At 38.5% G+C, this 26,560-nt stretch carries 21 protein-coding genes; 10 read left to right on the top strand and 11 right to left on the bottom strand.

The window, feature by feature from the left end:
- The first annotated feature begins 111 nt into the window (after positions 1–111).
- Positions 112–792 carry an OmpA family protein gene (locus ABDV71_RS00710; RefSeq protein ID WP_343530473.1) on the top strand — a complete coding sequence of 227 codons (681 nt, stop codon included), beginning with the start codon at positions 112–114 and terminating at the stop codon, positions 790–792.
- A gap of 57 nt (positions 793–849) precedes the next feature.
- Here ABDV71_RS00710 and ABDV71_RS00705 read toward each other — a convergent pair whose 3' ends face one another.
- Positions 850–1,194 (bottom strand): hypothetical protein, encoded by a 345-nt coding sequence (locus ABDV71_RS00705; protein WP_343530472.1) that lies wholly within the window; start codon positions 1,192–1,194, stop codon positions 850–852.
- 47 nt (positions 1,195–1,241) lie between these two features.
- Entirely contained in the window at positions 1,242–2,546 is a 1,305-nt protein-coding gene (locus ABDV71_RS00700; RefSeq protein WP_343530471.1) for an Ig-like domain-containing protein, read from the bottom strand.
- 114 nt (positions 2,547–2,660) lie between these two features.
- On the opposite strand from ABDV71_RS00700, the gene ABDV71_RS00695 reads away from it, so the two are divergent.
- The 3 genes from ABDV71_RS00695 (at position 2,661) to hutH (ending at position 6,227) form a co-directional block, all read left to right on the top strand.
- On the top strand, positions 2,661–3,677 hold the full coding sequence (locus ABDV71_RS00695) for a Gfo/Idh/MocA family oxidoreductase (protein ID WP_343530470.1): 1,017 nt from the start codon (positions 2,661–2,663) through the stop codon (positions 3,675–3,677).
- A 6-nt stretch (positions 3,678–3,683) separates the two neighbouring features.
- Positions 3,684–4,517, top strand: coding sequence for a DUF5694 domain-containing protein (locus ABDV71_RS00690; protein WP_343530469.1), 834 nt, complete (start codon positions 3,684–3,686; stop codon positions 4,515–4,517).
- Between the two features lie 219 nt (positions 4,518–4,736).
- Complete coding sequence (gene hutH / locus ABDV71_RS00685; RefSeq protein WP_343530468.1) at positions 4,737–6,227, top strand: histidine ammonia-lyase; 1,491 nt, start codon at positions 4,737–4,739, stop codon at positions 6,225–6,227.
- A gap of 174 nt (positions 6,228–6,401) precedes the next feature.
- Here hutH and ABDV71_RS00680 read toward each other — a convergent pair whose 3' ends face one another.
- From ABDV71_RS00680 to ABDV71_RS00655, 6 genes are all read right to left on the bottom strand, one after another.
- Complete coding sequence (locus ABDV71_RS00680; RefSeq protein ID WP_343530467.1) at positions 6,402–7,244, bottom strand: DUF2807 domain-containing protein; 843 nt, start codon at positions 7,242–7,244, stop codon at positions 6,402–6,404.
- 11 nt (positions 7,245–7,255) lie between these two features.
- Entirely contained in the window at positions 7,256–7,624 is a 369-nt protein-coding gene (locus ABDV71_RS00675; protein WP_343530466.1) for a GntR family transcriptional regulator, read from the bottom strand.
- 17 nt (positions 7,625–7,641) lie between these two features.
- Positions 7,642–8,418: a hypothetical protein gene (locus tag ABDV71_RS00670; RefSeq protein ID WP_343530465.1), complete on the bottom strand. Its 777-nt coding sequence runs from the start codon at positions 8,416–8,418 to the stop codon at positions 7,642–7,644.
- Positions 8,419–8,424: 6 nt separating this feature from the next.
- Positions 8,425–9,252 carry an ABC transporter ATP-binding protein gene (locus ABDV71_RS00665; protein ID WP_343530464.1) on the bottom strand — a complete coding sequence of 276 codons (828 nt, stop codon included), beginning with the start codon at positions 9,250–9,252 and terminating at the stop codon, positions 8,425–8,427.
- Positions 9,253–9,436: 184 nt separating this feature from the next.
- Positions 9,437–11,743, bottom strand: a complete 2,307-nt coding sequence (locus tag ABDV71_RS00660; RefSeq protein WP_343530463.1) for a TonB-dependent receptor — start codon at positions 11,741–11,743, stop codon at positions 9,437–9,439.
- Positions 11,744–11,859: 116 nt separating this feature from the next.
- Positions 11,860–12,195: a hypothetical protein gene (locus tag ABDV71_RS00655; protein ID WP_343530462.1), complete on the bottom strand. Its 336-nt coding sequence runs from the start codon at positions 12,193–12,195 to the stop codon at positions 11,860–11,862.
- A gap of 132 nt (positions 12,196–12,327) precedes the next feature.
- On the opposite strand from ABDV71_RS00655, the gene hutU reads away from it, so the two are divergent.
- The 3 genes from hutU (at position 12,328) to ABDV71_RS00640 (ending at position 16,122) form a co-directional block, all read left to right on the top strand.
- Complete coding sequence (gene hutU / locus ABDV71_RS00650) at positions 12,328–13,968, top strand: urocanate hydratase (RefSeq protein ID WP_343530461.1); 1,641 nt, start codon at positions 12,328–12,330, stop codon at positions 13,966–13,968.
- A 163-nt stretch (positions 13,969–14,131) separates the two neighbouring features.
- Positions 14,132–15,436, top strand: coding sequence for a voltage-gated chloride channel family protein (locus ABDV71_RS00645; protein ID WP_343530460.1), 1,305 nt, complete (start codon positions 14,132–14,134; stop codon positions 15,434–15,436).
- 56 nt (positions 15,437–15,492) lie between these two features.
- Positions 15,493–16,122 carry a hypothetical protein gene (locus ABDV71_RS00640; RefSeq protein ID WP_343530459.1) on the top strand — a complete coding sequence of 210 codons (630 nt, stop codon included), beginning with the start codon at positions 15,493–15,495 and terminating at the stop codon, positions 16,120–16,122.
- A gap of 307 nt (positions 16,123–16,429) precedes the next feature.
- On the opposite strand, the gene ABDV71_RS00635 is transcribed toward ABDV71_RS00640, so the two are convergent.
- Together ABDV71_RS00635 and ABDV71_RS00630 are read right to left on the bottom strand one after the other, a co-directional pair.
- A complete protein-coding gene (locus tag ABDV71_RS00635; RefSeq protein WP_343530458.1) occupies positions 16,430–19,222 on the bottom strand; it encodes an outer membrane beta-barrel protein in 2,793 nt (930 codons plus the stop codon).
- A 142-nt stretch (positions 19,223–19,364) separates the two neighbouring features.
- Positions 19,365–19,964: a hypothetical protein gene (locus ABDV71_RS00630; protein WP_343530457.1), complete on the bottom strand. Its 600-nt coding sequence runs from the start codon at positions 19,962–19,964 to the stop codon at positions 19,365–19,367.
- A gap of 248 nt (positions 19,965–20,212) precedes the next feature.
- Here ABDV71_RS00630 and ABDV71_RS00625 point away from each other — a divergent pair, with 248 nt between their 5' ends.
- Both ABDV71_RS00625 and ABDV71_RS00620 read left to right on the top strand, forming a co-directional pair.
- The gene (locus tag ABDV71_RS00625) at positions 20,213–22,573 is read left to right on the top strand and encodes a PIG-L family deacetylase (RefSeq protein WP_343530456.1); all 2,361 of its coding nucleotides are present in this window, start codon (positions 20,213–20,215) and stop codon (positions 22,571–22,573) included.
- Between the two features lie 227 nt (positions 22,574–22,800).
- Positions 22,801–24,510, top strand: a complete 1,710-nt coding sequence (locus ABDV71_RS00620) for a sodium:solute symporter (protein ID WP_343530455.1) — start codon at positions 22,801–22,803, stop codon at positions 24,508–24,510.
- A 268-nt stretch (positions 24,511–24,778) separates the two neighbouring features.
- Here ABDV71_RS00620 and ABDV71_RS00615 read toward each other — a convergent pair whose 3' ends face one another.
- Positions 24,779–25,627, bottom strand: a complete 849-nt coding sequence (locus ABDV71_RS00615; protein ID WP_343530454.1) for a DUF2911 domain-containing protein — start codon at positions 25,625–25,627, stop codon at positions 24,779–24,781.
- Between the two features lie 91 nt (positions 25,628–25,718).
- Between ABDV71_RS00615 and ABDV71_RS00610 the strand changes: the two genes are divergently transcribed.
- Positions 25,719–26,540: an NAD(P)H-binding protein gene (locus ABDV71_RS00610; RefSeq protein ID WP_343530453.1), complete on the top strand. Its 822-nt coding sequence runs from the start codon at positions 25,719–25,721 to the stop codon at positions 26,538–26,540.
- Positions 26,541–26,560: the final 20 nt, after the last annotated feature.

Raw genomic sequence — 26,560 nt, 5'->3', positions numbered from 1 at the left:
CTATCAACGCTGTTTAGCTTAAAAACGAGGGTATTTTACAAATATATGTTAAATTGGCACTACCTTTGAATACAGGATTCTCACAACATTAGAAAATAAACAACATAAGAAATGATGACTACAAAATTCAAGACAGCAACTGTCGCTATAGCTTTATCGGTAGGTGCAATGATTTTTCAAAGCTGCGATAGCCTAAACAATACGCAAAAAGGTGCAGGTATTGGTGCAGCAGCTGGTGGTGTAATAGGCGCTTTAATTGGAAAAAAAGCGGGTAACACTGCTGTAGGTGCGGTAATAGGTGCTGCTGTAGGTGGTACTGCGGGTGGTTTTATTGGTAAGAGAATGGATAAACAGGCTGCCGAAATTAAGCAGGCGATTCCAGGTGCTGAGGTAATTCGTGAAGGTGAAGGAATTATTGTAAGATTTGATAGTGGTATCCTTTTCGATTTCAATAAAACTGAACTGAAAGATGCTGCTAAAAAGAATATCCAATCTTTAGCTGCTTCATTAAACCAGTATCCAGGAACTGATGTAAAAGTAATTGGCCACACTGATAACGTTGGTACTGCTGCGGTTAACCAAAGTGTGTCTGAAAAAAGAGCTGCTGCGGTTAAAACTTATGCGGTTTCACAAGGTGTTCCAGCTTCACGTTTAGTAACAGAAGGTAAAGGATTTAACGAGCCGATTGCCGATAACTCAACTGAAGATGGTCGTGCGGCTAACCGTAGAGTAGAGATTGTAATTGTTGCTAACGAGCAATTGAAAAAAGAAGCTGCTGAAAAAGCTGGATAAGCTAGTGGCTGATATAAATAAAAAAAATCCCCGATGACCTGGTCGTCGGGGATTTTTTTATTCGTAAATGTCTGCAAAGTAATTGATCGCTAACGATTTCAGTAGCATTTCTTGCTCTAATCCAACATATGGAGGTATCTGTTTAACCAAATTCCAGTGTGGCCAGCCGTCCTGATCAAGGCCTTCCAACTCGTAGAAGCCCATCTCGCTTAACAGGCGACAAGTAGCAATATGCATCAGCTCCTCCTTTTGTCTTTTGCTAAACTTTCCAGGTCCTTTTCCCAGTTCCTGTACGCCTATTAAAAAAAGCACTACTTTTAAGTCCGGTGTTTCCGAATCAAAATCCTGCGCAATCCTTTCTTGCAGCTCTTTCCATTTAATATTGATTTCTGCAGGTTTCATAACACAAATATAGTGTTAATGAATTTCAGATTATGAAAAACGCAATTTTACTTTGTGCTAAACTTGATCAAGTACTCGTTGTCCTTTAAAGGATAACCATCTTTAGATCTGAAGCTTCTATTGGTGATGATAAATTCGTAATCCTGCTGAGGTTTTAATTCAATATTCAGGACCAAAGTCTTATCATCATCTTCATGACCTTTTACCGTAGTAATAGGGAAATTGGCTTTGCCCTTTTCGGAAAAGCTGATAGAATATCGTTTAAGAATCATCGGTTTAGAGAAAGTTATCCTTAGTTCCTTTGTTGTTACATCTACGTTTTTTTCTCCGTTGCTAAATGGGGATATATTTACTATGGTAGGTTGCATTTTTTGATAGGCATCTATAATACCTTTTTTATCTATTTTCTCTGAATAAAAGCCAGAGGCCTCTAAAAAAGACTCTACTGCTTGGTCATTCCCAAAATCTAGTTCAATGATGTCTTTAATGGCCTGCTTTTTATTTTTGGCCTGCTGATAGTAGGCTTTACAGATTTCGTAGCCTACATAATAACCCAAATCTGCATCTTCTGTGCGTTGGCTTCCGTTATATAGCCAGTTGGTATAATCGTTAAAGAACATTTCTTTTTTAAAGAGTTCCTTGATGTTCAAAGTATTGGCTTTCCCATAACTCAGGTATTTGGTCTGTAGAGGTTTTTGGATAGATAATTCAGCAATAAAATCACAAGAACCTTCCCTTATCGACTGGCTTAATAAATTGGAGCTAGCGGGTTTTTGTTGCGTATGGATATATTCATGAATGTTTAGCGAAACGATGTTATCTAGCGATTGTTCCTTGAAAACATTTTTCAGCCAACTATTAGTAAATTCAGAGACGTCTGTTGTAGCATTTCCAGTAGCAATTTCACTGCCTACCAATACCATGTTATCCTTTACCGTACCACCTGATCGTAGCCCACCAATGGTGAAATACATTTCAGCGGGTTTTAAGTCTGGATAAATCTGTTTTAGTTTTTTAATCGCTTTTTCAAATTCGTCAGTTTTGTGTTTAATACTTAAAGTATTAGCTCTTATCGAATTCCAAAATTTAGGCAATTTGTCGATAAGCTGTACCCAAAGGGTATCATTATATTGCCTGGCGGCCATAAAAGCTTTAAGTCCTTTACTTCCTTTGTCGATGTATTGTGAATTGATAATTGTGATTTTTTGTGACAGGTCGTTTGTTTTTTGAATGGCATCATAAGCGGTCCAAAAATGGTCGATATCTGCGGTATATATCGGCGATTGCTTTTGAGCAGATAAAACTTTGGCTGATATTAATAAAATAACAATGGATAAAAATTTCTTCTTCATATCAAAAGGGACAATAATATTTTAAAGATGTTGCATCATTAAAAATAATAAAGATATGTTTTAATGCTGTTTATTACGGTTTCATATCTTGGTTAAATTTCTAGCTTTGTAGTTATGAGACCTAAAATCAATGTAGGCTTAATGGCCTATGGTATGTCGGGTAAAGTATTCCACGCACCCTTTGTTCACCAAAATGACGGTTTTAACTTTGTGGGCGTGGTGGAGCGGAGTAAAAAACAGGCCGCCCAAGATTATCCAAATATCACTAGTTATGACATTATCGAGCAATTGATTGCCGATGATAATATTGATTTGGTGATTATTAACACGCCTAACTATACCCATTACGATTATGCTAAAAAATGCTTGTTGGCAGGTAAGCATATTTTGGTTGAAAAGCCGTTTACCGCAACAGTTGCCCAAGCTAAAGAACTTTTTAATTTGGCGAAAGAGGTAGGAAAACATGCGTTGGTATATCAAAATAGGAGATTTGATAGCGGATTTAAAATTACAAAGGAAGTGATCCAGAGCGGTAGGCTAGGTAAACTTACTGAGGTATATTTTCGTTTTGATCGCTATAGGAACGAGATTGGCCCCAAAGCCTTCAAGGAAGATAACAGCTATGAAGCTAGCGGATTGCAATATGATTTAGGCCCACACTTAGTTGATCAAGCTATTGCGTTATTTGGCAAGCCAGAAAAATTCTATAAGGTTTTGGCCAATAATCGTGAAAATAGTAAAGTAGATGACTATTTCTTTATTCACTTAGCCTATCCTAACCAGCTTAACGTGTACTTAACGGCTACTTTGCTAGCGGCAGATATTCCTCCTGCATTTGTAGTAAATGGCGCTTTGGGCGCTTTTTCCAAAAACCACGGCGATGTACAGGAGGCGCAACTTTTGAAAGGTGTGAAGCCTTCAGACGAGGGTTACGGTTTGGAGGTCGTTCACGATGCGGGTAAACTTACTTTGGTAAATAAAGATGGCAGTAGGGATGTTTCTTTGCTAACTTCTCCGTTAGGAAATTATGGGGAACTATTTGAGGCTGTTTATCAAACTATTGCAAATAACGAGCTCTATCCTATTTCCGAAGAAGATATTATTGCTCAACTCGAAATATTAGAAAACTAAATAAAAATGAAGATTAGAAAAAAATTGCTCCTTTTGTATGTTGTCAGCCTCTTAACAACGCAATTTATTTACGGACAAACTCAGGTGTTGTTGTTGGGGACTTTCCATTTTGACACCCCAAACCTTGACCTTGTGAAGACCAACCCTTTTGATATAACCAAAAGGCAACAAGAGCTGGAGAAAATTACTGACCAAATCAAAAAATTTAATCCTACCAAAATATTTATTGAATGGAATTATAATGAACAGGGTGAACTGGATACTTTATACAATTTATACAAGGAGGGAAAATATTTCGACTTTGTAAAGCAAAAATATCCAGGTAATAAGTTTTACCAAGAAAGCGAGATTTTTCAGTTAGTCTTTAGAGCAGCAAAAAAATGTGAGAATGCTCAATTGCATGCTATAGATATTCAAACCAAGTTCCCATTTGATGAGGTCATGAAAGCTATTAAAGAAGCAAAGCAAGATCAGTTGGCCCAAACGATTCAAGATAAAATTACCGAAATGGGCAAAAAGGAAAATGAAGACCGAAAGAAATATAATCTTACACAATTACTTTTAGCAAAAAATACAGCGCAAGCTAGAAAAAATGATTATAGCGATTATATTACTTTATTTAACAAGGCGGGAAGTCTTCATGACTTTAGAGGGGTTAATTTGGTGTCAGAGTGGTATCGTAGAAACTTGTTAATGTTCTCAATGGTACAAAAGGCAATCACTCCAAAAGATGAACGTATAATGGTTGTACTGGGTTCGGGGCATATTGCAGTATTAAAGCAGTTGGTAGATTTTGATAGAAGCATGAAGGCCGTTGATCTACAAGAGGTTTTGAAATAAGCCTTTAATCTTTGATATATCGTTTATATACTAATTCTGATTTTAGGCATTAGTAATAAGTTTTTGCTTTTTGATCGCGTGTGCGGTAACAAGCTAATATCGAAAAAGAAAAGAGTGGCATAATTTAGGATTGCTCATATATAATGATAAACGTGAAGGCAACAAATTAGTTTAAATTTATCATTATTTATACTTTTGGGGCAACCAAATGAAATCGATATGACCAATTACGAAATAGGCAGTAGCATCCTAAGCATTGCCTTTTTGCAGGAAATTATACAGTCGGGGAAAAGCATCAACCTATCGGCAGAAGCTACAGCTCGTATTATTAAATGTAGAAATTATCTAGATGAGAAGCTAAGTAGGACAGAAGATCCTATTTATGGGATCAATACTGGGTTTGGCTATTTACAGCATGTAAAAGTGGAGGCTGATAAACTGACCCAGCTTCAACATAATTTACTGTTGTCTCATGCTTGTGGTACTGGGCAGGAAGTGCCAAAGCCTATCATTAGGCTAATGCTGTTGTTAAAAATACAGTCGTTAAGCTATGGACATTCCGCTGTGGCACTTAGCACTGTTCAGCGATTGATTGATTTTTACAATCATGATATTTTACCTGTCGTATATACACAGGGTTCATTGGGAGCTTCGGGCGATTTAGCACCGCTAGCGCATTTAGCCATTCCATTGATTGGTGAAGGACAGGTTTGGTATAAAGAACAAAAGATAAGTACCAATGAGCTTTATAAACAGTTAGGTTGGCAGCCACTCACGCTACAAAGTAAAGAGGGCCTAGCTTTAATTAATGGCACTCAATTTATGAGTGCTTATGGCGTACATTGCCTTTTGCAGGCCAAACGTTTATTGGCCTGGGCTGATGCGATAGCAGCTATTGCTATTGATGCCTTTAATTGCCGTATCGATCCATTTTTGAGCCTTAGCCATGTCATTAGACCACATCAAGGCCAGCTACAAACTGCTGAAAATATTAAAAATTGGCTAGAGGGAAGTGAACTTATTGAGCAACAAGGTAAACAAACACAGGATCCTTATTCGTTTCGGTGCGTACCACAAGTACATGGTGCAAGTAAGGATAGCGTAACCTATATACAATCGGTTTTTGAGACAGAAATTAATGCGGTAACCGATAATCCAAACGTTTTTCCTGATGAGGATTTAATTATCTCGGCAGGAAATTTCCATGGACAGCCATTGGCGCTTACCTTGGATTTTCTTTGTATGGCATTGGCCGAAATTGGCTCTATTTCTGAAAGAAGAACTTTCCAATTGATTTCGGGCACAAGAGGCCTGCCTCCTTTCTTGGTAAAAGAAGCTGGATTGAACTCTGGGTTGATGATTACGCAGTATACCGCAGCATCTATCGCCAGCGAAAATAAACAATTATGTACACCAGCATCAGTGGATAGTATTGTAAGTAGTAACGGACAAGAAGATCACGTAAGTATGGGCGCTAATGCGGCAACTAAATGCTTGCGAGTGGTAGAGAACGTAGAGCGAATTTTAGCAATTGAGCTGATTACAGCTACCCAGGCGCTGGATTTGCGTAGACCATTGAAATCATCACCTCAAATAGAAGCATTGTCTGATAACTTTAGAAAAGTGGTGAGCTTTAACGACGCCGATAGATTGTTGGCCAATGATATCAAATCTGCCGTTGAGTTTATTCGAAGCGAAGTATTTAACTAACAAGCTTTGCAAACGATGATAATGAATATAATTATATAAATCATAAGGTTGTTGATTTAGGGAAGTTAAGCGTAATCTCGTCATTTCGAACGCAGAGAGAAATCTAGCATCATCATACTAGCCGCTAGATTTCTCCTCCTTCGTTCGACGGTTTTATTGTCAAATAAAGGCTTGTTATTTTAGTATCTGTTTTAAGTTGATGATCGGCATTTGTATCGTTGTTTGATCAGACAAGCTGCCTGTAGCTTTTTGGATTTTAATGGCATCGAAATTTACGGTGGCACTATCTGTAGTGCGCAGAGTTAAATTTTGTATTTGAAACTCTTTTTTTCTTTGTTCAATATCCCCCTGAATAGAAATTTCTGATTTTCCTGCAGTGGTAATATTCAGTTCTTGATAAGAGGCCCAGCTACTCGTAAAACTAGTGTTGTTGAGCTTAAGGTTTAGTGATTTTGCAATGTCATTATTGATATTGATGTGACTACCCTCATCGGCAGTGATGCTTAATTTCTGAAATGCTGAAGTTGAGCCAAATGATAGGTATTTTGTTTTTTTAAGGCTAATGGCTAACGAATCTGTTTTTGAAACCAGATCTAAGGTTCCACCATTAACTACACTTATAGCATTGACGTCAGGGGTATAAATGTAGATGTTGACGTAACGACGCCCGTCTTTTTGGCCTATTAGTCCGATTTGCAATTGTTCTTGCTCGTCAACGCTCAACTGAACAAGATTTTTATCCCCTTTTTCAATTTTAACACCAGATTTTTGATCCTTAATTAAATGGATTGAAAAGCTTGTTTCTTTCCCGTCGGGAATATTAATGGAGTTGAATTTATTTAAAGGAATGGCCTCCATATTTTCTGATATAGCGTCGAAACTGTCGGTTCGTTTTTTTATTTCTGACCATTTTTCTTCATCTACATAAATGGCCTTTGAGACGTATACCATTCCCAAAATAGGTATAATAATAAGTGCAGCAGCAAAAGCGATTAATAATTTATTACTGGTTTTCATCTTGTTTGTAATTAAAAATTTTCTTTAACAAAAGTGTTGTAACGAGTTTTTAGCTCTTCAAAATCGATGTTCAATAAATAGATATTGCGAAAAACGGTTGGTAATTCTTCATCCATAAATTGAGTTTTACGGTAGCTTTTCACGTTTGCAATGGCATTATCCGCTACAAAAAAGCCAATGCCTCTTTTGTTGTTAATGATATTTTTGTTTTGCAGTAACTCATAAGTGCGCATCACCGTATTAGGATTTACCTCTAAAGCTACAGCCATCTCCCGTACCGAAGGTATTTTATGGTCGGTTTGCCATTTCTCCAATAAAATATGTTCGCAAACATAATCTGCTATCTGAAGATATATGGCTTTGTTATCTCTAAATTCCATGTTCTTATAGGTTTAAGTTAAACTTCCTTCTCTTTTAAACGCACGTAGCTTATTGCCCAAGTAATGAGTGAGAAAGTTAAAAGGATAATCAAGGCAATCCATTCGAAGTTGTCTTTTCCATGGTTGTTCCCCATACCAGTTTGTATTTTTCCGCTAAATAATATATCCGAAGTTTTGGATAAAATATAGGTTAGCATTCCTCCAAAAAGCATGATGCAAATGGATGTTTTGATATAATGGAACCTATTAAAATAAATAGAACCCAACATAAATACACTAGTTACCACAAGAGGCATTGCATAAAATGGGAGAAAGTTTCTGAAGTCATTTTGTGTGAAAAAACCCTTAATGTTTTCGAAGTCTTCTACATTTTTTGAGTTTTGGAAATGAGTTTTGATATAACCGATAAAGGCAAAATCTGTGAGATAGAAAAGTAGCGTGAAACTCAATGTCGATAATATAGAGGTAAATAAAATGCCAGCCAAGAACTTTTCTAGGGTAGAAGCAGGAATTAATAAGTCGATGATTGCTTTTGATTTTTGACCTAAATGAGCAAAATAGGCGCTGGCAATGATGCTGATGAATAGAAAACCAAATATTAGATAAAGTGGTTCTCTAAATCTTAGGCGGTAAGGTATTTCGCTAATTGTTTGTAGGGGTAATAACGTAAATCCGTAAAATGCCACAAAAATACCGACAGCTATTACCAAAGTAATCAGGAAAATTTTTCCGAACTCTAACCATTGCCTTTTTAGCAACAGGTTAAACCGATGTATATTGAAAGTATTGTTCATGTTTGTTTAGTTAAAAATTGGTTTTAATTTGTTTTTCTCTGCTAAAACTGCGTTAAAAAGCAATTCCATGTCTAGCTTACTGTCTTCTTGATGATAGTTTGCCACAACCGCATGATAGCCCGCTAAAGAGGGTTCAGCATAAATAACAGTTTCATCAACTTCTTTCATGCGTTTGAAACAAAGTTTGCTGGCAATTTCGTCTACTGAAGCCTTTAGGGCAATCTTGTTTTCATCCAACATAATTACAGTATCGATAAGGTTGTCCAAATCGCGTACTTGATGTGTAGAAATGATGATGCATCTATCTTCTGTTAGGGCAGAAGCCATAATTTTGCGGAACTGTGCTTTTGACGGAATGTCCAAGCCATTAGTCGGTTCGTCCATAATTACCAACTTGGCATTGGTCGCTAAACCAAAAGATATAATTACCTTTTTCTTTTGTCCGTAGCTCATATCAATCAGTTTTTGCCCAACTGGAATATCAAATTCTTTCAATAAGTCTCCAAAATATTGATGGTCAAAATCTGGATAAAATGGAGCGTTAACTTTTACATAGCTATCTATTTTGATGGCAGGTAAATGGAATTCTTCAGGAATGAAACAGATTTGTTGTAGTAATGCGGGCTGTCTTTTAGCCGGATTGTAGCCAAGAACATCAATTTTTCCGCTTTGCGCATATACCAAACCAGCTAAGTTCTTCAACAAGGTGGATTTGCCCGCGCCATTTTTGCCCAATAGCCCATAGATATGACCATTGCTCAATTGCATGCTAATGTTCTTAAAAAGGATACGATGCTTGCTATAACTAAAGTTTAGATTGTCTATTTTTATCATACTAGTGTATTAGTTAAATAATACACTAAAGTAGTGCTAAATTCTTAATCTCCAAATTTTTTGGAGAATTTTTTTTAGAAGGATTGATGAGAAGTAAATAAAAAAGCCCTTCCAAATTAATTGGAAGGGCTTTTTCGTCATTTCGAACGTAGAGAGAAATAACAATATTAAAGTTGGTGCAGTATTACAATGGTACACTTATGCCAAAACTTACATTACGTCCAGGGTTGTAAATTCCTGCTAGTTTATATCTGCTTAAATGATTGTAATAAAGCTTGTTGGTTAGGTTTTGGCCAGTAATCCACACGTTTAATTTACCTCTTTTGGTTTTAAAAGAAGTGCCTATGCCAGCATCTAACAAGGTATAGCCATCTGTTTCGATTTCAAAGGCATCAATTCTATCTTGCTTAAAAACGTTGGTTAGGCCAACTTTAATAAAACTATCGTTTAAGCCTTTTATGTTTGGCTCAAAGCGAACTTCATTATTTAAGCTTGCTGCAGGTATAAAAGGTAATGGTGAATTGGTGGCTTTGTTGGTACCTTTCACATAAGCAAAAGTATTTTCAAAATGTAAGGCCTTTATCAAGTGAAAATCTACAGAAGCCTCTCCTCCAACCAAACTGGCATTGGTTTGTAGGAAACGATAAACTGGCAAGGTTTCGGTGTTGCCATCGTGATCGGTATTCACAATGGTTTCATTGTTCAGATTGCTTAAGTAAATGTAGTCGTAAATTTTGTTGCTGTAAGCATTTAAACCTAGCGTAATATTTTCCGCATTATAGGTTAAGCCCAAATCAAACTGTAAACTGGTTTCCTGTTTCAAATTACTGTTACCAATTTCATATCTAAAAGTACCTTCGTGTTTACCATTAGCTCCAAGTTCCGCAATGTTGGGCGCCCTAAATCCAGAACCTATATTTCCTTTTAGGTTAAGATTTTTAGCAATATCAAAGGCAAAACCCAATGATCCAGTAAAGTTGGAGAAACTATTGTTAAAGGCCGTGAATATTTGATGCTCATGGTCGTCATGTGTCTCAAATAAATCTTTACCATCTATTTTTTTATAGTCGTAACGTACGCCTGCATTAATGGCTCCATTACTAAAATTACGTTTCAAATAGGCAAAAGCACCAATATTATTACTGTTGTAGTCGGGCACTAAAAATTCTTCGCCGCTGTTTTTGTTGGTTTGGTACATTCCCTGAATACCTATCGTTGGTTCCCATTTACCGTTATTGGCGAAAGAATATTTTACGTCGTAGGTGTACGAGTTGAGGCCTAGGTTTAATCCTGGCTCATCTTTAGTTTCCTCAAATTCCTTACGAATGTTGCGTTGGAAAGCCAAGGTAGACTTTAACTGTCCTCCACCAAGCAGGATATTACTGTTTAATGCCGCACGATAATGGTTGATGTTTTGGAAAGGCAAGTTTAATGATCTTTTGCGGGCATCACTATTGCTGATCACATTACCATCTTCATCTAGGTAATTTCCGTCTTCATTAGGGCCTTCTTCCACTAAACCAATATTGGTGGCAAATCTCGATAGGCTTAAGTGGGTGTAGCCCCAAGTTTTGTTAAGTCCCAGCATGGCGCTGGTATTGATTTCATTGAAACCTGCATTTGGAACCACATGACCTTTGTAGCCAAAACCATAGGCATTTTTGTAAGAAACCCTACCGCGATAAACAAAGCCGTTGGTATTGCCTTGCGCCATAATTGAAGAAGCCGTTAAGCCGCCATTGGTGTTGTAATTGGTAGTAAAGTTGCCATTAAAATCTCCCTCGGCAGGTACTAGGTCATCAATAATGTTGATTACACCACCCAAGGCATCAGAACCATAAAGTAAACTGGCGGGGCCTTTCAGTACTTCTATGCGGGCTGCGGAGAATTGATCTACTTGTACACCATGTTCATCGCCCCACTGCTGGCCTTCTTCTCTAGCACCATCAACCATGGTTAACACACGGTTATAGCCTAAACCCCTAATGGTTGGCTTTGAAATAGCACCACCAGTAGTTACCTGTGCAACGCCTGGTATTTTAGCAATAGCATCTACTAAATTGGTAGCGGCAGATTGAGCCAATTTATCACGGCTCATGGTTACTACCGCTAAACTATTGGTTTTGTTATTGGAACTAAAAGGAGTTCCCGTAATCACCACTTCCGCACTTTCAATTACTGATGGGTCTAACGCAAAAGTAATTTCTTCTTGTACGGACAAGTCAATGATTTTGGACGAAGTTTTATACCCTAAATATCGCACTTCTAACAGAAACTTGCCTTTTGTTGGTACATTATTAAATACAAATTCACCGTTATTATTGGTGCTTGTTGAAGCTTTTAAATCAGAAATATATAAAGTGGCACCAGCTAAGGGCGCCTGTGTGCTGGCATCAATTACTTTTCCCTTAATGCTGGCCAAGGTATTTGCCATGGCACTAACTGATAGCAATAATGCAATAATAGTTACTAAAAAAGGTAACCTTTTCATAAACGAAATATAATGAGGACGGTATTCCATCCAGATGTAATAAATAGATAATTAAAGCCATTTCAATTCATCGCCTTGATGGCTAATAAATAAACAGCATTACGAAATAGGTAGGATTATGAAAAGATAGGAGGTCCACGTAAACACGAAGCAATAATTTCTGTAAAAGCAACCGCTACTGAAGGCGTTGTTCTTTTAATGTAATTACTTTTTAAGTGGATCAGAAAGTTTTGGAAACTCGTAGTAAAGTTCTTCTCAAAGTGAGCTTTACAGATTAAACAGGTTTCCGTAGAAGTTTTTACGTGTACCGTATGTGTACAGTGCTTCTCTTTAACAATGATATTTTCTTCATGATGGTGCAGGGCGCTCCAAGGCGTAATGGCTAATGCAAACACTCCTAACATAAGCGTTGCAAAAAGCTGTTTCAAGAAATGACGTTTCCTTGCCTGCATGATTTTACAAAGTTAAGCAAATATTAAGCAATGTTTTTTTAAGAAATGTAACATTATGCTTCAAGTTAAATGCTAAACTATTTTAAAGTAACTACATTTGAGATACAGAATTTTCAATATAAAACCAAATATATGAACCTGAAAATAAGTCAAACACCTCATGGAAACACCTTGAACTGTAAAGGTTGGGTACAGGAGGCTGCATTACGAATGCTGTTGAATAACCTAGATCCAGCAGTTGCCGAAAGACCTGAAGATTTAATTGTATATGGCGGAAGGGGCAAAGCCGCTAGAAATATGGAGGCCCTTGAACTGATCATTAAAGCGTTGAAAAATTTGGAGGAAGACGAGACCTTGTTAGTCCAATCTGGAAAGCCTGTAGCCGTGTTGCCTACACATAAGGATGCGCCGAGGGTATTGATTTCGAACTCACAATTGGTGCCTAAATGGGCTACGCAACAGCATTTTGATGAATTGGAAGACAAAGGTTTGATGATGTATGGTCAAATGACCGCTGGTTCTTGGATTTACATAGGCTCACAGGGCATTGTACAAGGTACCTATGAAACTTATGCGGCGCTAGCCAGAAAACATTTCAATAGCAACCTAAAAGGAAAGCTAAACGTTACTGCCGGTTTAGGGGGTATGGGTGGGGCACAACCTTTGGCCATTACCATGAATCAAGGCGTTTGCTTGGCTGCTGAGGTAGAAGAATGGCGTATTCAAAAACGTTTGGAAACAAGATATATTGATGAAATCGTTTATGATATTGATGAAGCGATCAATAAGGCGTTACAATACAAAGAGGAACAGAAAGCGATTTCTATTGGAGTAGTTTGTAATGCCGTGGAATTGCTGCAGCGTTTAATTGACCGAAATATTGTTCCTGACACTTTAACCGACCAAACTTCGGCACATGACCCTTTGATTGGGTATTTCCCAGAGGGAGTAACGGTTGCTGAGGCTGCTGATCTGCGTAAAAATAATCCTGATGAATATGTGAAGCGTAGTTATGCGACCATGGCCAAACACGTTGAGCAGATGTTAGAACTGCAAAAACGTGGAGCAATTACTTTCGATTACGGAAATAACCTAAGAGGTAGAGCGCTTGAAGTGGGTGTGAAAAACGCCTTTGATTTCCCAGGGTTTGTGCCGGCTTATATTCGTCCGTTGTTTTGTGAGGGCAAAGGGCCTTTCCGTTGGGCAGCATTAAGTGGCGACCCTCAAGATATTTACGAAACAGATAAATTGATTTTAGAGCTATTCCCGGAAAACGAAAGCCTTAAGCAATGGATCACCATGGCGCAGGAACGTATTGCTTTTCAGGGATTGCCTGCCCGTATTTGCTGGCTGGGTCAGGGTGAGCGAGAAAAAGCTGGGCTTGCATTTAACCAATTGGTAGCTGAAGGTAAGGTGAAAGCTCCTATTGTGATCGGTCGCGACCATTTAGATACTGGCTCTGTAGCTTCTCCAAATAGAGAGACCGAAGCAATGTTGGATGGGTCGGATGCCGTAGCGGATTGGCCAATTTTAAATGCGTTGATCAATACTGCTGGAGGTGCTAGTTGGGTATCCTTACATCATGGTGGAGGCGTAGGTATTGGTTATTCGATCCATGCGGGTATGGTGATTGTTGCCGATGGCACTGAAGATGCGGCAAAGCGATTGAAAAGGGTATTGCACAACGATCCGGCAATGGGCGTAATCAGACACGCTGATGCAGGTTATGACATTGCAAAAGATACTTTAAGAAAGCATAGGCTAGGCTTATAGTTTTTAGCCACAGGTGCACTTCAAAAATGGAAAAATAAAATCTGTGCATCTGTGGCTAATTTTTTGTTTATTTGTGTGAAGGAAATGGTGTCTTCCTAATTGAACCGCCCTAAAAAGCTGATGGCGCCTGGTTGTAAATGTATTTACATTAATCAGGAAAAGTATGTCATTAAAGAAACAAAAATCGCTCGTAAAAAAACTCGACTTAAATTTTAAGTTACTCGTTAAACGATACCCAGCAATTCCCTATTTATTGAAATGGACCTTGATTAGCCTTTTGCTTGGCGGGCTAATAGGAACAGCATCTGCTATTTTCCTGCAATCATTGGAATGGGCTACACAAACAAGGGAACTGCATCTGTGGCTGATTGGTTTTTTACCCATTGCAGGTTTATTTATCGGATTACTGTATCATTATTATGGAAAAGATATTGCATCTGGAAACAACTTGTTGATTGACACCATTCATCAGCCAGCACAAAAAGTTCCTTTCCGGATGACGATATTTATCTACTTGGGAACTATTGCCACTCATTTATTTGGAGGCTCTGCCGGAAGGGAAGGAACGGCTTTGCAAATGGCCGGAGGAATAGCCGACCAATTGACCAAGCCCCTGAAGCTATCCAAAGATGATCGACGAACGTTAATTATTGCGGCTGTGGCGGCGGGATTTGGATCGGTGTTTGGAACGCCATTGGCAGGAGCCATTTTTGCCATGGAGTTTTTTTTAATAGGTAAGCTAAGGTATAACACTATTTTTCCGGCTTTTGCGGCGGCGATATTGGCTAGCGAAATTACCCATCTATGGCAGGTGAAACATACTGTTTATCACATTGCTTCTGTTCCAGATATTTCATTTTTAAATTTGATGTATGCCTTGTTGGCTGGCATTTCCTTTGGGCTATGTGCAGCAATGTTTAGTAAAAGCCTACGTTTTGTTGGTGGAATATTTAAAAAGGTAAAATATCCACCACTAAGACCATTTATTGGCGGCTTGATTCTAATTGTATGTATTTTGGCTTTGGGTAATACAAAATATATTGGCTTAGGTATTCCAATCATTGTAGAATCCTTTGAACAGCAATTGCCAGCATATGATTTTGCCATAAAAATAGGCTTAACGATAATTACGTTGGCGGCTGGTTTTAAAGGGGGTGAAGTAACGCCGCTGTTTTTTATCGGCGCAACATTGGGAAGTGCGCTATCCATGGTATTGCCATTGCCCGTTGCGCTTTTAGCGGGGATGGGTTTTGTAGCAGTTTTTGCAGGTACCACCAATACGCCTTTGGCGTGCACGGTTATGGCCATGGAATTGTTTGGAAGCCAGTGTGGTATTTACGTGGCCATTGCCTGTGTAGTTTCGTACTTGCTTTCAGGCCACACGGGAATTTACGATAAACAAGTTATAGGTGAAGCCAAGCACAGTCGCTTTTCAAATGATGCGAATAAATGGGTTGGTGATCTGTAGAAAATCATAATGAATAGGTATATTTTGATTTACAAAATATCTGTATATTCGAACCCATGCAAAACCACAACTTTGACGTAGATATCGTCATCCCTTCATCAAAACAAAAAGTAAAAATTACTGCCGAAGCTATCGAGGTGAATCAAACCCGCATTGCCTGTAACGATGTGGCTGCGGTTAAATATGGGGTGTCACTAATAGGCCCTGTAAAAAAGCCCACCAAGAAAAAGTACAGTATTGATGTAAAAAGTAAGGATGGCAAAACGGTAAATGTCCAGTTTGAAAGCAGTAAGGTAGAAGAGCTCTTAGAAGAAGATCATACCTACTATTATGTGATGTCTGGTTTGTGGCAATATGTGAAAAAGCATTTGATAAATGAGTTTATCGAGAAATTGAATAATCAGGAAAAGTTGGAAGTGGGAGCGGCAAAATTCAACTATCAAGGTTTCGAGATGCAGTATAAAACTTGGTTTCTAGGCAAAATAAAAACTACAGTAGTAGGTTGGAGCCAAATCAAGTATTTCTTGGATAAAGGAGTTTTGCATATTCAAGACATGTACGATAAAAAGAAGAAAGTTGCCGTGAGCTTACATGACGATTGGAATGCGGTAGTACTGAATACCTTGTTACACTACCTTTCGCAAGAACATAGAAAAGAGAAACTCGAAAGAGGAGAAAAAATATAAATGAAAGCTCTGCCATTTGGTGGGGCTTTTTTTAGGTAGTTTGCACAGGTTTTTGTTCAATAAACCTGATGGGGGCGGTTATCCTTTTTGTATGTCATCCTGAACGCTAGTGAAGGATCTCCAAGTTAAAGCAATCAAAAACAGATTCCTCGTTCCTCGGAATGACAGGTGTACCTGGCGCAAAAAGATAATAGCGGACAGCAGGGCTTTAAGTACCTATAGTAGACGGAGCGTTTATTTTCAGATAAGGAGTCAGGAAAAAAGCAAAGGCCGCATCCACGGCCTTACTGCTTTTAATTAACTATTATTAGAACCTAAATAAGGTCTCTTTACCGCCAACTTTGCCACCAAAGTTTTGGATGTTGTAAGTGAGGGTAAAGAGTCCGTGTTTACCAATATTGTTCACACGCATGTCCCTAGCGGTATTTTCCGTGATATACACATATCGTCTGTTATTGGTATTTAAAATATCGTTGAAACTACATTTCAATTGTAGTCGGTCATTTTTTAAGAAAAGGAAGGTAACGGCAGCATTCCAAAATGCAATTTTATTATCTACACCTGTAAGCGATTGGGTATTGTATTGCCAACGATAATTGGTTTCCCATACTACTTTTTTCGGCCAACGAAGAATCAATTCTGTATCGCTACCGTGATTGTAATAATTTAGATTGTTATAGAATTTATCAGTGTAATAACTGTTATTGAAACCAAAATTGTAAGTTTCACCAAGCTCAAATTTGTCGTTTAAATTGATTCTTCCGCCAATTCTTGGTCCCCCGTTAATTAATTTACTTTCGCTCCTTACGCCATTTACAATTACATAACTTTTGTTATAGTTGCCCCAATATCCGGCACTAATAGTGAATTGTTTTCTAGTGCCTTTAAAATCTTTGGAAATATTACCATTGCTGTGGAATTGCCATATGCCATCTTGGTTGACTGGTGTGGTAACTTGTTTTCCGGGTGTACTAGAGTTTTGGTCAAAAACTACCCTTTCCATAATCACTCCATCGTTTTGTACACTTCCGCCCAAATAAACATTATAACTAAGGGTTCTTTGCGTATCGTATTTATAAAGGTTTAAGTTGACTTGATGGGTTCTTGAAGGCCTTAAGTTTGGATTACCTTTTTGCTCGAAAAGATTGTTGGTGTTGTTGGTTACTGGTTGTAGGTAACGTACATCGGCTTCTCTAAATGAAGGGGAATAGCTTAAATTAAGACTTTTATACCTTACAGTTAATTGAGGTGCAAAAAAAGTAAAATGCTGCCCGAAATTCGGATGTTTGGTGAATTCATTTTCTAGGTCAATGGTATTAAAAACAAAGCCGGGTTGTATGTTCAAGTCTTTATTTATTTTCCAACGTAAGCTAACTCTATTGTTGGTTTTATAGCCGCTTTGCATCACGGTTTCCGTTTGATCAGGTACGGCAATGTCATAGGGTTGGTTAGCTGAATTGCGTACAAAAGTGGCAAGTGCATTCTCATTATCTATGTAGTTACTGCTGCTGGCAATATTCAGACTTAGTGATTTACTGATTGGCTCGCTGTAATTTACATTTAGGTTGATGTTAAAGTTGTTAATGTCGTTGTCTCTCCATTGATCAAATGACACCAGAGAGTTAGGATTATAGAAATTGCTAAGGATAAGGTTGTAATTGTCGCTGAGATTTTTTCTCTGAGAAACATTAACGGAGATATTTAGCGAACGACCAACTTTTTTAAAATCTTTCCAAAGACTAGCAGAAAGACCATAATCTGTATTTCTTCCATTTAATCGGGATGCATTTTTACCATCGTTGATCAAATCACGATTGGTATTAAAACTAGAAGTGTTTAAGTCCCCCATGTTTTTAGGTAATCCGATGGAAACTGCTGGCTCTACAGTTAGTTTGGTAAGACTGTCTAATTTGGCTTCAATTCTAGCGCCAATGTTGTGACTATAATTTCTATTATTTTGAGTAGATAGTGATTGGGTGTATAAAAACTCCTCCCCTAGATTTTGCTTTACATCTGTACTTTGCTCACTAAATGTTTTGGAATAGCCCAAGAAATATTTTGCATTGATTTTTGTCCCTTTCTTGGTAAGCGTATTAAAGTTGGCGCCAGCTCCAGAGGAGGTTTGCACACCGCCGTTCATGGCTCCGCCAAAGGAGATGCCATTGAGTGAAAATCCACCATCGGAATTGATCATGGTTGAATTAACCCCTGATCTAGAAAAACCACCAATGCGCATCACATCGCCGATACTGAAGCCGGGTTTATTGGCATTGTTGCCATAGCCTAAAACACTTACTTGAGTAGTATCTCTAAAAAAGTTCATGATACCGCCAGCTTCATAAAGTTTATTAGGTCCCCCACCTGCATAAAACTTTCCAAATGCACCACTTTTGATGGCTTTTTTGAGTTTAAGATTAATAATTTGTGGGACGTTGCCGGCAACAATATCCGGATCTCTACGTTTGGCCTCTGGATCATCCGTTAATTGAACTTTATCGATAATATTGGCTGGAAGGTTTTTAGTTGCAATTTGTTGGTCTCCACCAAAGAACTCTTTGCCATCTACCAATATTTTACTTACTGATTTGCCATTCACCATGATGCCACCTTCGCCATCTATGGATACGCCAGGCAGCTTTTTTAGTAAGTCTTCTACTACTGCACTAGGTAGTGTTTTAAAAGACTCGGCATTAAATTCAATGGTATCTTTTCTTACTACAATGGGAGGTCTTTCAGATTGGATGACCACCTCGTTGAGATTGTTCGTTTTTTCGGTAAGATAAATATTGCCCAAGTTTAGATTAGGCTGGGTTGCGGTTAGAGTGACTTCCTGACGATGGATATTATACATCCATGCGTTGATAACCAAACGGTATCTGGTGCCAATTTCAAGGTTGTTGATTTTAAAAACTCCCTTGTCATCTGAAAGTTTATAGGAGTGCAATACTGTGTCGGCACCCTTAAAAATAGAAATGGTAGCGAAGTTGAGCGTAGTCTTTTTGTTTAAGCTATCTAATAGTGTACCAGTTACACTACCTTTTTGGGCAAAGGACAGTTGAAAACTGACAATAAGCATAAATAAAAGTATGGTTTTCTTCATTTGTTAAGGTTTATGAATAGACGCAACAAAAAACATAATGTTGCATCAAATTCATAAACCAGTTTTCAAATTGGATACAAAAGCCAAATTGGCGCTGATCCTCAAACAGATGTAAATGAAGAAATTTTTATTGATAGTCAATTTATAACAAAATCTTACTGCTTACCTCTTTGTCTATGGTAATGTAGCCCGGATATTTTACCAGTCCGCCCCCAACTTTAATGGAAGGTCTGATTTTTAGGGTCACTAAGCCTTTTTTCTCCGATCCGTTGGTAGCTCCCCCAATAAATGTACCTATGTCGGTTAGCATTTTATTGTCGGTTAAAAACTGATAGATGTTGGCATTTACTTGTACGGGAACCCGGGTGGTTTGTCCGGCGCCAATATTAACGCTTTGGTTAACCGAACCATTGAAAACTTCTTGACGATTAATTAAAACAATATAATCGAAATTATTAATGGCCGCCAAAGCATTAGATGGGTTGCTGATTTCTAGATTGAGTTTTGCTCTTAACGGTATGTCTTTTCTGAGCATCCCCAAGGCAATGCCCGGGATGCTAAGTGTATTTACGGATCCGCCATCCATCAGCTTTCTAACATCGGTTCCTGCAATGGTAATATCGGTAGCATCGGTAATGCGGTAATCGCATTTTTCAAGGGCCTTGATTTGTTGGGCTTGTTTGTTGATGCCGCATGAACCCAAACTTAAAACGATAAGGCAAGCTAAAACTAAATTTTTCATCTGTGTGTAGTTTAAAATAGTCGCAAGTGCATAGATGTTTTAATTCTTTAGAGGTTAAACCTACTATTTGAATAAAAATATTTGTCCATCTGCGGCTTGTAAAAATATGATATAAGTTATGCAAACAGTGTTCCATTTCAGAAGGCTTTAGCAAAATTTAACTATTTTAGCCATACAACCAATACAGAATGAACGTCAAGAGATTTTTTCTTGCTGCTATGCTACTGCCATGCTTTCTAAAAGCGCAAATGCAACAGCCTAGCACGCTCAACGCTGCTGAAATAGCGCAAGGCATTGCTAGCCTGTCCGTAAAAGGTAGCGTACTTTATATCGCAGCCCACCCCGATGATGAAAATACTAGATTGCTGGCCTACCTAGCCAAAGAAGCTAAAGTTAGAACAGCTTATCTGTCATTGACCAGAGGCGACGGAGGGCAAAACCTCATTGGAAATGAACAAGCTGAACTTTTAGGCCAAATTAGAACACAAGAACTATTAGCCGCTCGAAGAGTTGACGGAGCTGAACAATTCTTTAGTCGTGCAAATGATTTTGGCTTTTCTAAAACTTCGGCAGAGACTTTTAAGATTTGGGGTAAGGAGCAGATTTTGGCAGATGCAGTTTGGATCATTAGAAAGTTTAGGCCAGATGTGATTATTACCCGTTTCCCTGAAGATGCGAGAGCTGGTCATGGCCATCATGCAGCTTCTGCAATTATAGCTAGAGAGGCTTTTGTAGCCGCCGCCGATTCAAAACAGTTCCCTGAGCAATTGAAAAAAGGTGTAACTACGTGGCAAGCAAAACGTATTTTGTGGAATACCTACAATTTTGGTGGAAACAATACCACTGCCCCAGATCAATTGAAGATCAATGTGGGGGTTTACAATCCTCTTTTGGGAAGAAACTATGGTGAAATCGCAGCCATTAGTCGTACCAATCATAAAAGCCAAGGCTTTGGTTCGGCATTGCAGCGTGGCGAAGCCTTTGAGTTTTTTAACCATACTGCAGGAGAACCCGCAAAAACTTCATTATTTGATGGCATTAATATCACTGTGGGTAATAAGGAAATCATTAATCTTTTAGCAAAAATCCAGCAGCAATATCAAATTAGTCAACCAGCGGCATCTTTACCAGATTTGCTGAAACTGAAAAAGTTGGCGGCTAAAGAGCCAGGCTTTAACCAACCATTGTTAGACGAAATGATTGCCGCTTGTGCAGGTTTATGGGCGGAAGCAGTGGTTCCAGAAGCAAATTATGCCGTGGGCGATTCTATCGCGGTTACGATAAATGCTATTTATAGAGCTTCTGGGCCATTAAAAGTACAGACTATGTTGAATGGTAAAAGGATTGATTTGCAGGAAAACCGTTTGTCATCTACCAAATATGGCATCAAAGCCAACCCATCAGATATTACCCAGCCTTACTATCTCAAAAAAGAACATCCTATTGGTTACTATGTGATAGATAGACAGGAGGAAATTGGTTATCCCGAAAATCCTTCAAGCTTGAGGGTAAAGGCGATATTTAGCATCAATGATGAACCGATCGAGCTTAATTTACCTATTCTATACAAATCGACCGATCCCATAAAAGGAGAACTTTACCAACCATTAGTCATCGCACCACAAGTAACGGCTAGCTTGAGCGATCAGGCCTATTTATTTGTGAACCAACAGCCAAAAAATATTGAGGTAAATTTGAAAGCCTTTACCAAAAACGTGAGTGGAGAGCTGATCCCGATTTTACCTAGCGGATGGAAAGCCAGTCCTGAAAAGATTGACTTTAAATTTTCCCAAAAAGGCGATGCGCAGTTAGCAATGTTTCAGATTACGCCAAGTGCGGGGTCAACTTCAGCAACACTTCGTTTACAGGTTAAAACCAATGGGCAAACGGAAAGCAAAGGTTTTAGAACCATTCGTTACGACCATATCCCTAATATCAACCTGTTCCCGGAAGCTACCGCCAAATTGGAAGTAGCTGATTTAAAAATTGCGGGAAAACGCATTGCTTATATTGATGGAGCGGGAGATTTAGTGGCCAATGCCTTACAGCAAGTGGGCTATCAGGTAGTGCATTTGAGCCCTTCGCAGGTGTTGTTAAATGACCTTTCTGGATACGATGCGATTGTTACTGGTGTGAGATTTTTTAACGTAAACGAAGAGGCGAAAAACATTCACTCGAAGTTGATGGAATATGTAAAAAATGGTGGGGTTTTGTTAGAACAATACAACGTGAACAACGGGTTGAAATCGAACACTTTTGGACCATATCCTTTTAGGTTGGTGAATAAGCGAGTGACCGAGGAAGATGCGGTAATTACCTTTACCAAACCTGCCCATGCTGCCCTTAATTATCCTAATAAAATTACCAGTAAAGATTTTGAGGGCTGGGTGCAGGAAAGAGGACTTTATTTTGCGGAAGACATTGACCCTAAATATGAAACTGTTTTAAGGATGAACGATACAGACGAAGCAGCCAGTGATGGCTCGCTTTTGATTGCAGACTATGGCAAAGGCAAGTTCGTTTATACTTCTTTATCGTTTTTTAGACAATTGCCTGCGGGTGTTTCAGGAGCCTATCGTTTATTTGCGAATTTATTGGCGAAGCCCTAGGGGATTTGTCATTCTAAGCAAAACGAAGAATCTCAGGGTTAGATTTCTCACATGCGTTCGAAATGACGCCTTATTTAAAGCAACAGTTACCACAAAAAAATAATTATGCAAGAAGACCAAAACGAACTACCCCCATTTGTAAAAAGCTGGAAACAGTTTTATTACCTATTGCTATTTTGGTTGGTACTACTCATTGCTTTGTTTTACGCTTTTACTAAATATTTCCAATGAGTAATTTAGATTGGGCCGTTTTGCTCATTACCCTATTGGGAATTGTAGGTTATGGCGTTTATAAGAGTCGCGGTACTCGAAGCATGGATGCCTATTTGTTAGGCGGTCAAAGCATGCCGTGGTATACGGTTTGCCTTTCGGTGATGGCCACTCAAGCCAGTGCCATTACTTTTTTATCTGCACCAGGTTTAGCTTATTCCTCGGGGATGAGTTTTGTGCAGTTCTATTTTGGCTTGCCCTTAGCCATGATTGTGTTGTGTATCACTTTTGTGCCTATTTTTCACAGGTTGAAAGTATATACTGCTTATGAATTTTTAGAGCAGCGCTTTGATTTTAAAACCAGGGCGCTTACGGCATTTCTGTTTCTGATACAACGCGGATTATCTACTGGAATCACCATTTATGCTCCAGCTATTATTCTTTCTACGATTTTAAATATTAATGTCACCTATACCACGTTGTTTATGGGCGGTTTAGTGATTTTTTATACTGTTTTCGGTGGAACAAAAGCTGTCTCATATACACAGCTCCTACAAATGACCATCATCTTTTGCGGTTTGTTTGCTGCGGGAGTGATGGTAGTACATCTATTACCTGAAAGCGTAGGTTTTGGTAAGGCTATTGATATCGCTGGGAAAATGGGCCGCACTAATGCCATTGATTTTGATTTTAGCTGGACCAATCCTTACAACGTTTGGAGCGGGATCATTGGAGGCTTCTTTTTACAGTTATCTTATTTTGGCACTGACCAAAGCCAGGTGGGAAGGTATCTAACGGGTTCTTCAGTAGGGCAAAGCCGATTAGGTTTATTGATGAACGGATTAGTTAAAATTCCAATGCAGTTTTTGATATTACTGATTGGCGTTTTGGTATTTACCTTTTACCAATACAACAAGGCTCCAGTGTTTTTTAATAGTTACGAGTTAAATAAACTAAAGAGCAGCGAACATAAGGCTGAGCTGGAGAATATTCAGTTAAAACATGATCAGTTATTTGAGAAGAAGAAACAAGAGGTAGAGAAATTGGATGCTGCCTTGTCTGCCCATAATCAGTCTCTGATTGATCAACAACGTACCTTGGTAAAACAGTATGATGAAGAAGGCAAAACCATTAGGGAAGATTTGAAAGCTTTAATGTTAAAGAATGATGCAGATGCGTCGACGAATGATAATAATTATATCTTTTTAAGTTTTGTAACCGAATATCTTCCAAAAGGATTGATTGGTTTGCTGATTGCGATTATTTTCTTGGCCTCTATGGGCTCAACAGCCAGTGCTTTAAACTCTTTGGCTTCTACCACAGTGGTGGATATTTACAAGCGTTTAATTAATAAAAGTGGTAACGACGGACAATATGTAAACGCTTCTAGATGGGCAACTATTTTGTGGGGTGTGGTATGTATCATCATGGCGTTGTTTACTAGTAAGATTGGTAATCTGATAGAAGCTGTGAATATTTTGGGTTCCTTTATTTACGGCACTATTTTGGGCGTATTTTTAGTAGCTTTTTATCTGAAAAATGTAGGGAGCAAGGCAGTTTTTTATGCTGCTATTTTAGCGGAACTAATCGTATGTGTTTTAGGATTTAAGGAAGTGGTAGCCTATTTATGGCTGAATGTAATAGGATGCTTGGCTGTAGTAGTTATTGCTTACTTGCTACAAATGTTCATCAAAGAAAAAGTGGCTGAAATAGAAATAAAAGGTTAATTAGATATACTTGCTTTCTCGTCATTGCGAGCTCTGCGAAGCAATCTTAAAGCACTTTAAATCTCTTTGCGTAGAATTTAACCGCTAAGAAGAAAGAAGTTACGCTAAGAGCGTAAAGTTTTTGGTAAATATATCCTTCGACAAGCTCTGGATGCCAGAAAAGCCTAAACAAAAGACAAAGTTGGACCAGTTCAAATGCTTTGGTAAATTGCTTTTACAAAAAAAGGCCCCCAATTTGGAAGCCTTTTGAATGATTTCAAAGTGTGAACTACTTTTTCGTTTCTCCCAATAATTGGGTATTTAAACGGATGTATTCGTCATTTTTGATTTTAGTAGCGATTTCGATACCTTCTTTTGCGCTTTTGGCTGCACCGGCTTTGTCGCCCATTTTCAATTGTACTCTGCCTTTCCAAAGTTTTACCCAAGGAGCATCGGTCATTTGTTTTTCAGCTTCGTTCATCCACTCCAAGGCAGTTTTTAAATCTTTGCCGTTGCTGTAGTAGTAAATTGCCGATTGGAAGTAAGGTTTTTTGTCGCCTTTCATCGCTTCTGCAATACTGGCCATCACTCTTTCGTCAACAGAGGTAGTGAGGTTAATGTTCACCAAGGTGTTTTCCCACGATAATTGCATTTGTGCAGAAGTATCGTAAACGTTAGCAAACTGGATGGTGAAGGTTTCTACTTTATCTTTTAAAGCAACGGGTTTTACTTTCACACGTAAAACATCATTAGCTTCGCTATAAGTATAGGCGCCCCATTCCTTAACACCTTTGTTAAAAATAATGGTCCACTCTGTTTTTCCTGGGATGGTAAACAAAGCATACTCACCGGCAGGCAAGTCTTTACCTTCTACTTTAATAGCATCGGTAAATTTAACTACCGTAGCAGAGTTTGCTCCAGTACGCCAAACTTTATCATACGGTTCTAATGCGCCAAATATTTTACGTCCTTTAACATTTGGGCGAGAGTAACTTACATTGATCTTGCCTAAGCCAAAATCTTGTGAAATGGTTTGCGGGGTGCTTGGTTGAGGCATTTTTAAGCCTTGGGCCTTAAGGTTTTCGCCCAAAACAACCAGTACAAAAAGTACTAAAACGAGTTTAATTGATGATTTCATCTTTTTTATATTTTGTTGAGTTGCGGGTTAAAATTACAGAATAAATCTTTCATGATTATGGCTGCTTAGAATTATGTTATTTTGCAAACAAATGGAAAATACAACAGTCGGAATTTTAGGGTGTGGGTGGTTCGGTTTACCTTTTGCCAAGGTTTTGGTGCAATTGGGTTATGCCGTTAAAGGTTCAACCACCAGTACGGATAAGTTACAAGTATTGGAAGAACTGGGCATTGAACCCTATCAAATTAATTTGAATGATACAAGTGAGCTGCCTACTGAGTTTTTTAAGGTAAATGTACTGTTTGTGAATGTACCCCCACGAGCTAAATCTGAAGATGCTTCAGCCTATCCTGAAAAATTAAAGGCAATAGCTAAAGCTGCAGAGGGAAAAGTGAAACAGTTAGTTTTCATCAGTTCTACTGGTATTTTTGAAGATGGAAATTTTGAAGTAAATGAAGAAACTACCCCCCAACCGGATACGAAAGCAGGTAAAGCATTGTTAGCTGCAGAAAAAGTATTTAGTCAAAATACTCAATTTGTCACAACTATTATCCGCTTTGCCGGGTTAATTGGTCCAGGCCGAAATTTGGCTAAATTTTTCGCAGGGCGAAAGGAGGTACCTAACGGAAAAGCTCCTGTTAATTTGATTGCTTTAGCCGATTGTATTGGTATTTGCCTGCAATTGTTAAACAAGCAAGCTTTTGGAGCAATTTATCATGCTGTGGTGCCTCAACATCCTACAAGGAATGAATTTTATACGAAACTGTGCGAAGTTTCTGGAATGGAAAAGCCAATTTTTAAAGATGAATTGTTGGCTTGGAAGGAAATCAATTCGGTTAATGTAGCAGATAGGTTAGCTTACACTTTTGAAGTTGAGGATTGGTTTGAGTGGATGAAAACCGCTTCGTTGTAAAAGAGTGTCCAAAAGGCTAT

This window comes from Pedobacter sp. (genome assembly GCF_039594775.1).
Lineage (GTDB): Bacteria > Bacteroidota > Bacteroidia > Sphingobacteriales > Sphingobacteriaceae > Pedobacter.
This window is presented reverse-complemented; position numbering and strand designations above follow the sequence as displayed.